Raw genomic sequence first — 13,924 nt, forward strand, 5'->3', positions numbered from 1 at the left:
CTAGACCATAAATAAATATGAAAACCATACAGTTTAGAGAGGCCATAGCTGAGGCTATGAGCGAGGAGATGCGACGAGATGAGTCGGTTTATCTCATGGGTGAAGAGGTGGCTGAATATAACGGAGCTTATAAAGCATCTAAAGGAATGCTGGACGAGTTCGGAGCTAAGAGAGTTATAGATACTCCTATTTCTGAGCTGGGTTTTGCTGGTGTTGCGATAGGTTCTACCATGACGGGCAACCGCCCTATCGTAGAATATATGACTTTCAATTTCTCACTCGTGGGTATTGACCAGATCATTAATAATGCCGCAAAAATTCGCCAGATGAGTGGTGGGCAGTTAAAATGCCCTATCGTTTTCCGTGGTCCTACAGCAAGTGCTGGACAGCTCGCCGCGACACACTCCCAAGCATTTGAAAGTTGGTTTGCAAACACACCAGGTCTTAAGGTCATTGTACCTTCAAACCCTTATGATGCAAAAGGCTTGTTGAAGGCTGCCATACGTGATGATGATCCAGTAATTTTCATGGAATCGGAGCAAATGTATGGTGACAAGGGCGAGGTGCCTGAAGATGAATACGTACTTCCCATAGGCGTTGCCGATGTGAAAAGAGAAGGTAATGATGTCACGATTGTTTCTTTTGGTAAAATCATCAAGGAGGCCTACAAAGCTGCCGATGAGCTTGAGAAAGATGGTATCTCTTGTGAAATCATCGACCTGCGTACCGTACGTCCTTACGATAAGGAGGCTGTTTTAAAGTCGGTAAAGAAGACTAATAGATTGGTAATTCTTGAAGAAGCTTGGCCATTTGGTAACGTTGCTACTGAAATCTCTCACATGGTTCAGGCTGAGGCTTTTGATTATCTAGACGCTCCTGTTTATAAGATAAATACTCAAGATACTCCAGCACCATATTCACCAGTTTTGCTCGAGGAGTGGTTGCCTAACGCTCAAGATGTAGTTGAAGGAGTCAAGAAGGTGATGTATAGAAAATAAACTTAGTTTGTTTATAATAAATGATTATAGAGCCCGTAACATAGTCGCGGGCTTTTTTGTGGAACTTTTTTTTATTCTTTTATGTGATTTAATGCCTATGAGATTAGTGATGTTTCGCTTTCGCGAAAGCGTACTAATCTATCAAGAGTTCAAGAGCTCCATAATTATTGACCGAAATAACAAATCCATTGGGAAATAAAGATATCTTTCCACTTTGAAGTTTCAAACCGAATACCAGCACTTAAATGCGACTTAGAGTTCTTCTACTTTTATTATTATCAGTTTCTCAGATTATCTACTCACAGACTAAGGTGGGTGGTGTGGTTCAAGATGAATACGGTGAGCCGATAGCTTTTGCAAATGTTTTTTTTCCAAACAGCAGCGATGGAACCATAACCAATGATAATGGCAGATTCTATTTACAGTCTGACGGTAATTATGACGAGGTCCAGTTTTCATTTGTAGGTTATAAAACCCTAACTGTTCCACTACAAAGTCGCGCGGTGCTGGATATGGATATTGTACTACAAAGCGATACAGAGGCTTTGAATGAAGTCGTGGTTTACTCAGGAAAAACATCAAAGAAGAATAATCCAGCTCTCGATATTCTCAGAAAAGTTTGGGAGAATAGGCGCAAAAATGGCTTGAGCCAGTTCAAGCAATACCAGTACGAGAAATACGAGAAGCTTGAATTTGACATGAATACCATAGATAGTGCAATGATTAATTCTAAACTATTTGATGGTATGGAGTTCATTTTTGATTATGCAGATACCAGCGCAGTTACAGGAAAAACCTACCTGCCCATCTTTATCAATGAATCTCTTTCTACCGTTTACGGAGATAATGAGATGAACAAGGAGAAAGATGTTCTAAAAGCCAATAAAAATAGTGGCTTCTCAAATAACCAAACGATTATCGCCTTTGTTAAAGACTTATATAATGACATAGATGTTTATGAGCGGCACTTAAAGTTCTTTGATAAGAGTTTTGTGAGTCCCATAGGTAAAGCTGGGATCGATGCTTATAATTATGTTTTACGTGACACGGCGCTAGTTGATGGAGTCGAAGCCTATAACATCGTTTATTATCCTAGGCGCAAAGGGGAACTCACCTTCAAAGGGGATTTTTGGGTGGCAACGGAGTCTTATGCCATTAAAGAAATCAATCTTCAGGCAACCAAATCTGCCAATATCAACTGGGTCAAGGAAATTTACATTGAGCAGGAGTATGATGTGCTCAACGACAGTCTTTTCTTAATTACCCGTGATTATTTCATGAGTGATTTTGCTCTAAATAAGAAAGAGGAATCAAAAGGTATTTACGGAAAGCGTACCACACTATTTGACGATTATCAGTTTGACATTAAAAAAGAAGAAGATTTTTACCGCAGGCGAGTGAACGATTACGATCCTATGATTTATGATCGCGATGAAGCTTACTGGGACGAGAACCGTCTTGAGAAATTGAATCAAGATGAGAAGCAAATCTATACCATGCTCGACACCCTCAAGCAAAATAAAAAATTCAAACGTCTCTATAACATAGGAACCGTTCTTGCGTCTGGATATTATGAGGTAGATAACTTTGATATAGGACCAGTGTTTTCTGTATTTGGTTATAATGAAATAGAAAAATGGCGTGTTAGATTAGGTGGAAGAACTTACTTCACGGCAAATGATCCATGGCGTCTAGAAGGTTATATGGCTTATGGTTTTGGTGACAATCAATTTAAGTATGGAATCTCTGGTAAATACTTGCTGGATAAACGCAGCCGATTGACCCTGTATGCAGGAAACCGTAGGGATATTGAGCAACTGGCGGCAAGTCTCACTAATACTAACGACGTTTTGGGACGCAGCTTGGCATCAAGTGCCTTGATCGCTTCAGGGAATAATGATAGGCTTTCATCAATTAATCTATCAACTGCAGGGATCAGTTTTGAGCCACTTTACAATTGGGAAATACGACTTAATGGTAGTTACCGCACGATCAAATCGGCAAATCCTACGGGTTTCAGTCTGGATTATCGAGTACCGGGAAGTGATGAGATACGTGGCCAGGTGAACCAGTCCATGCTCACGTTAAGCACCACTTATACACCAGGTCGCAAAACTTCTAATTACGGAGTGGACCGCACAATTATTAATGATGGCGACTTTCCTATTCTATATGTAAATTATTCTCGAGGAATAGAAGACCTGCTGGGCAGTGATTTCAATTATGACCGCGCCCAGTTTTATTATACACATCCATTTAATATAGGTGGATTCGGGAGGCTCACCGCTAGAATAGAAGCTGGGAAAACCTTCGGTCAGGTGCCACTGGCACTTCTCGATGTCATACCAGGTAACCAGACCTATTTCAATATTTCAGGAGCGTTTAACACCATGAACTTCTACGAGTTTGTAACCGATCAATACACGACACTGCACCTCTCTCATAATTTCAACGGGAGATTGTTCTCAAGAATTCCATGGTTGCGCGATTTGAATTTGCGCGAACTTGTAGGTTTGAAAGCAGTTTATGGAACCATAAGTGACGAGAATATCGCCATCAACCGCAGCAATCTGGAATACCGCGCACCTACTGATATTTACTGGGAATACAGCGCAGGGATCGGGAATATCTTTAAGATTTTACGCCTAGATGTCAACTTTAGAGGGAGCTATAATTATCTTCCCGACGCTAGAAACATAGGGGTGACTGGTAGCTTTGGGTTTAGTTTCTAAAGTTGTATAAGTGATTGGTGTGATTACGCTTTCGCGAAAGCGTAAAACCCATAAATCTTTATCATATTCACAAAGCTTGGTGAGCTTGATTGAGCAGAAAGCATTAATCAATCTGCTTACAAAACACTATATCGTTTTCTTAACATTAATTTAGTACATTAGCTCAGCTAATTTTTAATCAAATTAATTTTATGGAAACATATGTAATCTATATGCCGTTAGTGCTTGCACTAGTCGGGCTTATTTATATGACTTTGAAAAAATCATGGGTCATGAAACAGGAGGCGGGAGACGGAACGATGAAAGAGATCGCCGATCATATTTATAAAGGAGCTCTCGCGTTTCTCAAAGCAGAATATCGTTTACTTACCATATTTGTCGTAATTGTAAGCGTGTTGCTGGCCATAGTAAGTTTTATCGTGCCCACGACACACTGGTTAATAGTTGTTGCATTCATTTTTGGTGCGGTATTCTCAGCTTACGCGGGTAACATTGGGATGAAAATTGCCACCAAAACCAATGTCAGAACCACTCAAGCTGCTCGTACATCACTTCCCAAAGCTTTGAAAATATCTTTTGGTGGAGGTACGGTTATGGGACTGGGGGTCGCCGGGCTTGCGGTCCTAGGTCTTACTGCTTTCTTCATTTTCTTTTACTGGTATTTCATGGGTAGCTCTTGGGAAGCAGCTGACTATGACGGTGTTCTCAAAACTCCTACAGAGTTAATGACGGTTGTGCTGGAAACCCTTGCTGGTTTCTCTCTAGGTGCAGAATCTATTGCACTCTTTGCACGTGTAGGTGGTGGTATCTACACAAAGGCCGCTGATGTAGGTGCAGACCTTGTTGGAAAAGTAGAAGCAGGAATCCCTGAAGATGATCCACGCAATCCAGCAACCATCGCAGATAATGTGGGTGATAATGTAGGTGATGTTGCCGGTATGGGAGCAGACCTTTTTGGTTCTTATGTAGCAACGGTGCTTGCTGCAATGGTCCTTGGAAATTATGTTATCAGAGATGTCACATCTTTCAATGTCGAAGAGGTAGGAAGTACGAGTTTTGGATTCATGGATAATTTTGGCGGGATAGGTCCCGTTCTTTTACCTATCGCCATTGCAGGTGTGGGAATCATCATTTCTATTATAGGAACCATGCTTGTGAAAATTAAAAGCAATAGTGCCAAGGAATCTCAAGTCATGGGCGCTTTGAATGTGGGTAACTGGACATCGATTGTTTTGGTGGCTATAGCTTGCTATGGATTGTGTATGTGGATGCTTCCAGAATATATGGAGATGAAATTCTTTGGTGAAGACGGTAGTGGATATTTAAAAGTTTCTTCACTCAATGTGTTTTTTGCTTCGCTTGTTGGTCTTGTTGTAGGAGCCGTAATTTCTTCGGTAACCGAATTCTATACGGGACTTGGAAAGAAACCAACGCTTAAAATCGTTCAACAATCATCGACAGGTGCAGGTACTAATATTATTGCTGGTCTCGCAACGGGTATGATCTCTACATTTCCATCAGTCATTCTCTTTGCTGGTGCAATTTGGGCATCTTATGCCTTTGCTGGATTTTACGGAGTAGCGCTTGCGGCAAGTGCAATGATGGCAACGACTGCTATGCAGCTTGCAATTGATGCTTTCGGACCCATTGCAGATAATGCTGGAGGTATAGCAGAAATGAGCGAGCAGGATCCTATCGTTAGAGAACGTACGGATATTCTAGATTCAGTAGGTAATACGACCGCTGCCACGGGTAAAGGCTTTGCAATTGCTTCCGCGGCTTTAACTTCTTTAGCTCTTTTTGCTGCTTACGTCACTTTTACAGGAATTGACGGGATCAACATCTTCAAAGCTCCTGTATTAGCCATGCTTTTTGTTGGTGGCATGGTTCCAGTTGTATTTAGCGCGCTTGCCATGAATGCCGTAGGTAAAGCGGCCATGCAAATGGTACAGGAAGTAAGAAGGCAATTTAAGGATATACCGGGAATCATGGAAGGAACCGGTAAACCTGAGTATGATAAATGTGTCGATATCTCAACCAAAGCTTCGCTTAAAGAAATGATGTTACCGGGATTGTTGACTATCGGATTTCCATTACTGATAGCTTTCTTGCCCATGGCTTTTGGTATGAACAATCTCGATATCGCAGAAATGCTGGGCGGCTACATGGCTGGTGTTACGGTGAGTGGAGTTCTTTGGGCAATTTTTCAAAATAATGCTGGTGGAGCTTGGGACAACGCTAAAAAATCTTTTGAGGCCGGAGTTGAAATCAACGGTAAAATGACTTATAAAGGTAGTGATGCACACAAAGCTGCCGTAACTGGTGATACTGTAGGTGATCCGTTTAAGGACACGTCAGGACCTTCCATGAATATTTTGATCAAACTGACTTGTCTGATCGGTCTAGTTGTAGCTCCTATTTTGGGAGGTCATGCCGCACACAATTTAACGGCTTCAACTCCGCAAAGTATCATTGAAGTTTCTACGGCAAATGCAGAGCAAATGATAGAAGTTGATGTTAAAAAAAATATTGACGAAACTACAGGCACGGTTACAGCCTTAGTGACTACTAAATCAAAAATCAACGGAGCTATAGTTACTAAAACACAAGAGTTTTTTGGAAGTGAGCAAGAGGTTGAGGAGAAAATAGAGGCTTTGAATATTTGAATTGAAATCCTCGATAATCAAAAAACCTCCAATTCGGATTACCGAGTTGGAGGTTTTTCATTTAATAGATCTCGTTCTACATCGATTCTTTCAAAATCTCGACAAACTTATAGCAATCTAAAAAGCTATTATATAAAGGAACAGGCGCAATCCTTATAACGTCGGGTTCTCGCCAGTCTGCAATCACTCCCTTTTCGGTAATTGTTTCAAATAAACTTTTATCTGCATCTTTAACGGCAAGCGAGAGTTGACAGCCTCGGTCTTTTGTTTCAGTAGGAGTGATGATCTCAATGCGATCCCCCTCCATTTCATGCAATAAGTACTCAAGGTAAGATGTCAAATGAATAGATTTTGCTCTTAGGTTTTCAAAACCAGCCTCCTTAAATATATCGAGACTACTTTTTATTGCTGCCATACTCAAAATAGGCGGATTGGATAATTGCCAGCCTTCAGCACCGTAGATCGGGTCAAAATCATCACGCATGCCAAAACGGGTTTCTTTATTATGTCCCCACCATCCTGTAAAACGAGGTAAGTCCAAATTTTGTGCGTGACGCTCATGAACAAAGCAGCCACCTAAACTTCCCGGGCCTGAATTGAGATACTTATAAGTACACCATACTGCAAAATCTGACCCAGAGTCATGTAAGTTTAGCGGAGCGTTACCAGCACCGTGAGCGCAATCAAATCCCACTAGGCAACCTTGCTTATGTCCTAGTTCTGTAATCTTTTTGAGATTAAAAAATTGACCCGTATAGTAATTAACGGCTCCTATCATTATAAGAGCTATCTCATCACCGTGCTTATTCAAGATTTCTTCTAGATCTGAAATGCGAGGTGTATGTTCATCTTCTCTAGGTTTCCAGGTGATTAGATCAGTTTCTGGATCACCGCCATGGAATTGAATCTGCGAGGCAACAGCAAATCGGTCGCTAGGGAAGGCATCTGCCTCAATTAAGATTTTACGTCGTTGACCTTTTGGTTGGTAGAAACTGACCATCAGCAGGTGAAGGTTGGTGGTCAAGGTATTCATCACCACGACCTCGTGAGTTTTCGCGCCGACTATTTCTGCGGTAGTTTCTGCAAGGTTTTCGTGATAGGGCATCCAGGGATTCATCGCCTCAAAGTGTCCTTCCACGCCTAATGTTGCCCAGTCGTCCAGCTCTTGATTGATGTACTCTTTGGTTTGTTTAGGTTGAAGCCCTAGAGAGTTCCCACAGAAATAAATACTTTCTTCTCCATTTTTCTGTTTTGGAATGTGGAAGCTTTCGCGAAAGCGAGATAAATCATCACTCTTATCCAGTTCTAAAGCAAATTCCCTTGTATTCTTAAACTGCATATTTACTCTTTAAAAATTTCAACATCGGTGAAGAAAATGTTTGTGCTGCCATCAGGAGTCTTGTGATCAAGAGCAATGAGTATATCATTGACCGTTTGGTAATTTTCAAAACTAGTGGTCATGGCAGGCTGATCAGAACCTGCGGGATAATAATCCCAAGAGGTGATTCTTTTATTCTTATCAAATGTGAGGTCATAACGATCACCAGGAGTGTAGCCGCCATCGCCCGTGTATTGAACTTGCATGGTTTGATCATTTGGAAAGCTTATGTTAGCACCTTCATCCCATTGCGTTTTGAAATAGGGTAGGAGCCAGTAGACATCATTTATAAAAGCGCGATCGGTACTAACCGTCAGACTATCTAATTTTTCCGAGCGGTTGTAAACTACAGTATCTCCTTTTGAAACAAGAGAGACTTTTTCAGTTTTGGGTTGCCACTTCCATTGTCTAGAACACATTATTGAACCGTTGCGCTCCACGTTAAAAGTAAAATGCACCTCTTTAACTTTATTCCATTCCTCAATCCCGGCATTTTTTGCAATTGCGTAATCTACGCTCATGGTTTTTTCTGTTTCTTTAGTATCTGTGGCTTCTCTTTTTGTATCAGCTGTTTTGTCTTTGCAGGCGATCAGCGCAAAAAATGCAAGTAGCAGAAATGTGAATTTTTTCATGACATAATGTTATCCCACAAAGATACTAGGTTTATCAAATGGTAAACCTTTCTAAACTCTATGCCAGTCGATTTTTATAAAAGTAGCTTTGCAGCGTGGAACAAAAATTTGTACAAAAAGGATCGTTAAGCAAGAGGCGTAAGTATTCTATCATCATGGTATTAGGGACATTAATTGCCATAGGACCATTTTCTATAGACGCCTATCTACCTGCCTTTAAGCAGATCGCTGGTGATTTCAATGTTGATACTAGCGATATAGGGTTAACCTTAACCACTTACTTTATAGGTATAGGATTGGGACAACTGGCCTACGGACCACTCATGGATCGCTATGGACGGCGCAAACCGCTCATAGTAGGTCTGATTCTGTATATCACCACAAGTATCATGAGTGCATTTGCATGGGATGTGTTGTCTCTTGCGACATTACGTTTCTTTACCTCACTCGGTGCCTGTGCGGGAATGGTTGCCAGCAAGGCGATAGTCCGTGACTTGTTTGAAAAAGAAGATGTTGCAGATGTGCTTTCAACTCTCATGCTTATCATGGGAATTGCGCCTATCATTGCGCCTACGATAGGAGGTTTTGTAATCGCAAACTTCCATTGGGACTGGATATTTTATGGATTAGCAGCATTTGCATTTTTGATGCTCTTAAATGTTTTGTTTATTCTCCCAGAAAGTTCAAAGCCCAATACAACAACGAGTTTACATCCCGTTCCCGTGCTTAAAGAGTATTTTGAAATATATCGCAATCACGACTTTTTCCTGTTCTCAACAGCAAGGGGCTTTGTAATAGGGTTGTTGTTAGGCTATGTTGCGGCTGCCCCTTTTATATTCATGGACTACTTTGGCCTATCTCAAGAACAGTTCGGTTATGTGTTTGGGAGCAATGCGGCGGGACTCATCGCAGGGAGTCAGGTAAACAGATTGTTTTTGAAAAAGTACACTACTTTTCAGGTAACCTACGTGGTAAGTGTATTATTGGTACTGGTGTCTGGGGCTGGACTACTATTTGCAAGTATGGGATGGATGGAATTTTGGGTGATCTATCCGCTTCTGTTTGCCATGCTCACGCTCATCGGTTTTCAGAATCCTAACGTAACTGCATTATCCCTTCAGCCATTTACTAAGAAAGCTGGTAGTGCCAGTGCGTTTGTGGGGGCGATAAGCATGATTTTTGGCTCGTTTGCGAGTTGGTACGTTTCGCATTTTTTGAAAACTGAACTATTTCCGTTATTTCTGATGCTTGCCTTCTCAGCCATTTTTGCTCATATTGCTGTAGAAGTATATCGTAAGAAGTTTGCTCATGGTTACGCTTTCGCGAAAGCTTACCTAGAACACCATCAGCACAACGATAAAAGGCAACATTCTAGTTAAATCCCTTTGGTGCTAGTTAAAGGTTGAGCTGTTATCTCGCTTTCGCGAAAGCGAATTAGTTTCACGCTGTAATCAACTAATTTAGAAACTATTCACATCTAAGATTATTAGATCATTTATATTTGTCTGTACAAATATTGTTTATGTAAATAAAAACTTATGAAAAAGACCTTATATAGATCAAAAGATAGAGGATATGCAAACCATGGCTGGTTGGAGGCCAAACACTCATTTAGTTTCGCATCCTGGTTCAATCCAGAAAAAATGAATTTTGGGGTTCTCAGAGTTTTGAACGACGATCGTGTCGCGCCAGGTGCTGGGTTTCCCACGCATCCACATGATAATATGGAGATAATTACTATACCGTTGTCTGGTGTTTTGGAACATAAGGACAGTATGGGTAATACTGCTCAAATAAGAACAGGCGAGGTCCAGGTGATGAGCGCTGGCACAGGTGTCACTCATTCTGAATATAATGCAAGCGATTCAGAAGATCTCAGACTATTCCAGATATGGATCTTTCCCAATAAGCGTGGTGTAGAACCTAGATATGATCAGCAATTTATAGCTAAAGACCTGTCAAACGGTTGGCAACAAATAATATCTCCAGACAAAAGTGCAAGTAATATGTGGATACATCAGGATGCATGGTTAAGTATGGGGCAAGTAGACCTTGGTAAATCGCTAACTTATAAAAGAAAAGGAAAAGAAACTGGCCTTTATCTCATGGTGATTGAGGGCGAGGTTAATATGGTAGATGAGAATCTTAAAAAGCGTGACGCCATCGGAATAGATTCTGCCGAGGAGATAACCATTCAAGCTGCAATAAATTCTAAGCTTTTACTTATTGAAGTACCTATGCAATTACCCCAATACTAAAAACGAACTCAACCAGATCGCAATTCAGTCTTTAGTAATGATCTGAAAACCTAAATTTTCGATCTGAAAATAGCTACAGTGCTCTTCAAAAGATTTAGGGACTGCAACTCAAGAATTTTCTACTATTATAGAATACCGTTTACCCAAGCATGGTAAGATAAATCTCTTTTTGTCAATTTACTTCATTAGATATATGTCCTGTGAATAAAAGTCTCCTCGAAAGGGTAGTGAGTGTAATTCAGGAGCTCCTTTTATAAACCCGCTGCTCCTCCCGCGTTAACATTAAAAATGAATGAGATTTACTAATAGCCCCCTTCGGGGGTTTGGGGGCGTAAAGCGTGGGTGTCTCCAGCTCGAGACTCGCCTTCTCTTTGAATCTAGGTTTATCATATATCATCATGACTCATTATTCCAACCATCTTCCTTTCTGGGAAACATAGCACGATGTGCTTCAAAGACTCCTTCAGGGGGTTGAGGGCTACTCTAAAATTGATGACCTGCAAATAATATAGTAGATCATACCCATTCCCAGATTGAAAGCAGTCCAGGGGCTGAATTTTCACTGTACAGGAATGCGCTGTAAAAAAGTTCGCTTTTTTTTGTGGTCTAAGTATCTAGTTTTTAGAGGGGTGGCTAAAGAAGTCAAAAAAACCTATAATTATTTTGCAAAAAGTTTTGGTTGGAAAGAAATAGTGTCTGTATATTTGCACCCACTTAGCGAAACAACGATATGTTTTACGAGGCAGAAGTTCACTGGAAGGCTGGAATATCACAAGGGAAAACAAATTGAATTTTGTCCTTTTTGATTCTGGTTTTACAAGTTCCGGTAGAGGTTCATTGAGATATTGGTTGACAGCACAGTTCTGAGGATTCCCGTCCTAGATATATAGGCAGGGAAATCTTCAAGGTAAGAACAGCAATAATAAAGAAAGTATATAGAATAGACACGATATGTCGATCGGGTTGTCGTCATTTGAGGAGGTAGTGGGATCCTGTACAACAGATCTCATTGTTAAAACAAAAGAGACATCACGATGAAGAGTTTGATCCTGGCTCAGGATGAACGCTAGCGGCAGGCCTAACACATGCAAGTCGAGGGGCAGCATTTCCAGCTTGCTGGAAGATGGCGACCGGCGCACGGGTGCGTAACGCGTATACAATCTGCCTCATACTGAGGGATAGCCCGAAGAAATTTGGATTAACACCTCATGGTATCAAGAAGCGGCATCGCTATTTGATTAAAGGTTACGGTATGAGATGAGTATGCGTCCCATTAGCTTGTTGGTGAGGTAACGGCTCACCAAGGCTACGATGGGTAGGGGTCCTGAGAGGGAGATCCCCCACACTGGTACTGAGACACGGACCAGACTCCTACGGGAGGCAGCAGTGAGGAATATTGGACAATGGGGGCAACCCTGATCCAGCCATGCCGCGTGCAGGAAGACGGCCCTATGGGTTGTAAACTGCTTTTGTACGGGAAGAAGCCTCTCCACGCGTGGGGAGTTGACGGTACCGTAAGAATAAGCACCGGCTAACTCCGTGCCAGCAGCCGCGGTAATACGGAGGGTGCAAGCGTTATCCGGAATCATTGGGTTTAAAGGGTCCGTAGGCGGGCGTCTAAGTCAGTGGTGAAATGCAGGGGCTCAACTCCGGCACTGCCATTGATACTGGACGTCTTGAATTATTGTGAAGTGGCCGGAATATGTAGTGTAGCGGTGAAATGCTTAGATATTACATAGAACACCGATTGCGAAGGCAGGCCACTAACAATATATTGACGCTGATGGACGAAAGCGTGGGTAGCGAACAGGATTAGATACCCTGGTAGTCCACGCCGTAAACGATGGTTACTAGCTGTCCGGCCCGATTGAGGGCTGGGTGGCCAAGCGAAAGTGATAAGTAACCCACCTGGGGAGTACGTTCGCAAGAATGAAACTCAAAGGAATTGACGGGGGCCCGCACAAGCGGTGGAGCATGTGGTTTAATTCGATGATACGCGAGGAACCTTACCAGGGCTTAAATGCAGCATGACAGGTTTGGAAACAGACTTTTCTTCGGACATGTTGCAAGGTGCTGCATGGTTGTCGTCAGCTCGTGCCGTGAGGTGTCAGGTTAAGTCCTATAACGAGCGCAACCCCTATCGTCAGTTGCCAGCGGGTCATGCCGGGGACTCTGGCGAGACTGCCGGTGCAAACCGTGAGGAAGGTGGGGATGACGTCAAATCATCACGGCCCTTACGTCCTGGGCCACACACGTGCTACAATGGTGGGGACAGAGAGCAGCCACTCCGCGAGGAGGAGCGAATCTTCAAACCCCATCACAGTTCGGATCGCAGTCTGCAACTCGACTGCGTGAAGCTGGAATCGCTAGTAATCGCATATCAGCCATGATGCGGTGAATACGTTCCCGGGCCTTGTACACACCGCCCGTCAAGCCATGGAAGCTGGGGGTACCTGAAGTCGGTGACCGCAAGGAGCTGCCTAGGGTAAAACCGGTAACTGGGGCTAAGTCGTAACAAGGTAGCCGTACCGGAAGGTGCGGCTGGAACACCTCCTTTCTGGAGTTCCTGAAATAACGGAACCAAGTAGAGAGGGATTCCATTGCCTTTTCCGCGACGCCCGATCGGCGTGTTTATTTTAAAAGCTTTCGATTAAGGAGGCGCTGTCAATTAAGATCTTGGGTCCGCCACGGGTGGTCCACATAGAGTCTCGTAGCTCAGCTGGTTAGAGCGCTACACTGATAATGTAGAGGTCGGCAGTTCGAGTCTGCCCGAGACTACTGTTTTACGCTTTCGCGAAAGCCTAAATCGCATAATGTTCATTTATAGAATAAAGGAAATTTTAGAAGTTGGGTAGGTTAAGGGTAGGGTATACTCATAACTCATAACTAATAACTCATAACTAAAAAATGGGGAATTAGCTCAGCTGGCTAGAGCGCCTGCCTTGCACGCAGGAGGTCATCGGTTCGACTCCGATATTCTCCACTATGTCCGACGAAGCCTTGTGCGTAGTTGGATCGTTTCAATTCTAGATTCATAAACATGAATTCTTAATTGAAAAAAAGTTCTTTGACATACTGAAAAGATCAAAACGAGCGTTTCGGATACGTTTACGTATCCGGGACAATAAGAAACAATTTGTAGAGATACAAGAAGGGCGTCATATATGATATCGTTGTCATGTATGACCCGGACATTACAAGCAAAACAAGGGCGTATGGGGGATGCCTAGGCTCTCAGAGGCGATGAAGGACGTGATAAG

At 42.5% G+C, this 13,924-nt stretch carries 7 protein-coding genes, 2 tRNA genes and 2 rRNA genes (1 of these 11 running past the window's edge); 9 read left to right on the forward strand and 2 right to left on the reverse strand.

Annotated features, from left to right (window positions below):
- The first annotated feature begins 17 nt into the window (after window positions 1-17).
- The 3 genes from BST97_RS14410 (at window position 18) to BST97_RS14420 (ending at window position 6,396) form a co-directional block, all read left to right on the forward strand.
- Complete coding sequence (locus BST97_RS14410; protein ID WP_085767898.1) at window positions 18-998, forward strand: pyruvate dehydrogenase complex E1 component subunit beta; 981 nt, start codon at window positions 18-20, stop codon at window positions 996-998.
- Between the two features lie 245 nt (window positions 999-1,243).
- The gene (locus BST97_RS14415) at window positions 1,244-3,730 is read left to right on the forward strand and encodes a DUF5686 and carboxypeptidase-like regulatory domain-containing protein (RefSeq protein ID WP_085767899.1); all 2,487 of its coding nucleotides are present in this window, start codon (window positions 1,244-1,246) and stop codon (window positions 3,728-3,730) included.
- Between the two features lie 191 nt (window positions 3,731-3,921).
- Window positions 3,922-6,396: a sodium-translocating pyrophosphatase gene (locus tag BST97_RS14420; RefSeq protein WP_085767900.1), complete on the forward strand. Its 2,475-nt coding sequence runs from the start codon at window positions 3,922-3,924 to the stop codon at window positions 6,394-6,396.
- A gap of 76 nt (window positions 6,397-6,472) precedes the next feature.
- On the opposite strand, the gene kynU is transcribed toward BST97_RS14420, so the two are convergent.
- Complete coding sequence (gene kynU / locus BST97_RS14425; protein ID WP_085767901.1) at window positions 6,473-7,735, reverse strand: kynureninase; 1,263 nt, start codon at window positions 7,733-7,735, stop codon at window positions 6,473-6,475.
- A 2-nt stretch (window positions 7,736-7,737) separates the two neighbouring features.
- On the reverse strand, window positions 7,738-8,406 hold the full coding sequence (locus tag BST97_RS14430) for a hypothetical protein (protein WP_085767902.1): 669 nt from the start codon (window positions 8,404-8,406) through the stop codon (window positions 7,738-7,740).
- A gap of 95 nt (window positions 8,407-8,501) precedes the next feature.
- Here BST97_RS14430 and BST97_RS14435 point away from each other — a divergent pair, with 95 nt between their 5' ends.
- The 6 genes from BST97_RS14435 to BST97_RS14465 form a co-directional block, all read left to right on the forward strand.
- Window positions 8,502-9,785 (forward strand): multidrug effflux MFS transporter, encoded by a 1,284-nt coding sequence (locus tag BST97_RS14435; protein WP_085767903.1) that lies wholly within the window; start codon window positions 8,502-8,504, stop codon window positions 9,783-9,785.
- 159 nt (window positions 9,786-9,944) lie between these two features.
- A complete protein-coding gene (locus BST97_RS14440) occupies window positions 9,945-10,664 on the forward strand; it encodes a pirin family protein (protein WP_085767904.1) in 720 nt (239 codons plus the stop codon).
- A 1,031-nt stretch (window positions 10,665-11,695) separates the two neighbouring features.
- A 16S ribosomal RNA gene (locus BST97_RS14450) occupies window positions 11,696-13,221 on the forward strand.
- A 147-nt stretch (window positions 13,222-13,368) separates the two neighbouring features.
- Window positions 13,369-13,442 (forward strand) — tRNA-Ile (locus BST97_RS14455).
- 131 nt (window positions 13,443-13,573) lie between these two features.
- Window positions 13,574-13,647, forward strand: a tRNA-Ala gene (locus BST97_RS14460).
- A 211-nt stretch (window positions 13,648-13,858) separates the two neighbouring features.
- Window positions 13,859-13,924: ribosomal RNA gene (locus BST97_RS14465) — 23S ribosomal RNA — on the forward strand (it continues 2,763 nt past the right edge of the window).
- Together the 16S and 23S rRNA genes with 2 tRNA genes alongside form the textbook arrangement of a ribosomal RNA operon.

Origin of the sequence: Nonlabens spongiae (genome assembly GCF_002117125.1) — a bacterium.
GTDB classification, from domain to species: domain Bacteria; phylum Bacteroidota; class Bacteroidia; order Flavobacteriales; family Flavobacteriaceae; genus Nonlabens; species Nonlabens spongiae.

What these genes read in the sequence shown, in the direction of transcription:
- BST97_RS14410 (WP_085767898.1), top strand. Translation starts at nt 18, where the DNA reads ATGAAAACCATACAGTTTAGAGAGGCCATAGCTGAGGCTATGAGCGAG.
- BST97_RS14415 (WP_085767899.1), top strand. Translation starts at nt 1,244, where the DNA reads ATGCGACTTAGAGTTCTTCTACTTTTATTATTATCAGTTTCTCAGATT.
- BST97_RS14420 (WP_085767900.1), top strand. Translation starts at nt 3,922, where the DNA reads ATGGAAACATATGTAATCTATATGCCGTTAGTGCTTGCACTAGTCGGG.
- kynU (WP_085767901.1), bottom strand. Translation starts at nt 7,735, where the DNA reads ATGCAGTTTAAGAATACAAGGGAATTTGCTTTAGAACTGGATAAGAGT.
- BST97_RS14430 (WP_085767902.1), bottom strand. Translation starts at nt 8,406, where the DNA reads ATGAAAAAATTCACATTTCTGCTACTTGCATTTTTTGCGCTGATCGCC.
- BST97_RS14440 (WP_085767904.1), top strand. Translation starts at nt 9,945, where the DNA reads ATGAAAAAGACCTTATATAGATCAAAAGATAGAGGATATGCAAACCAT.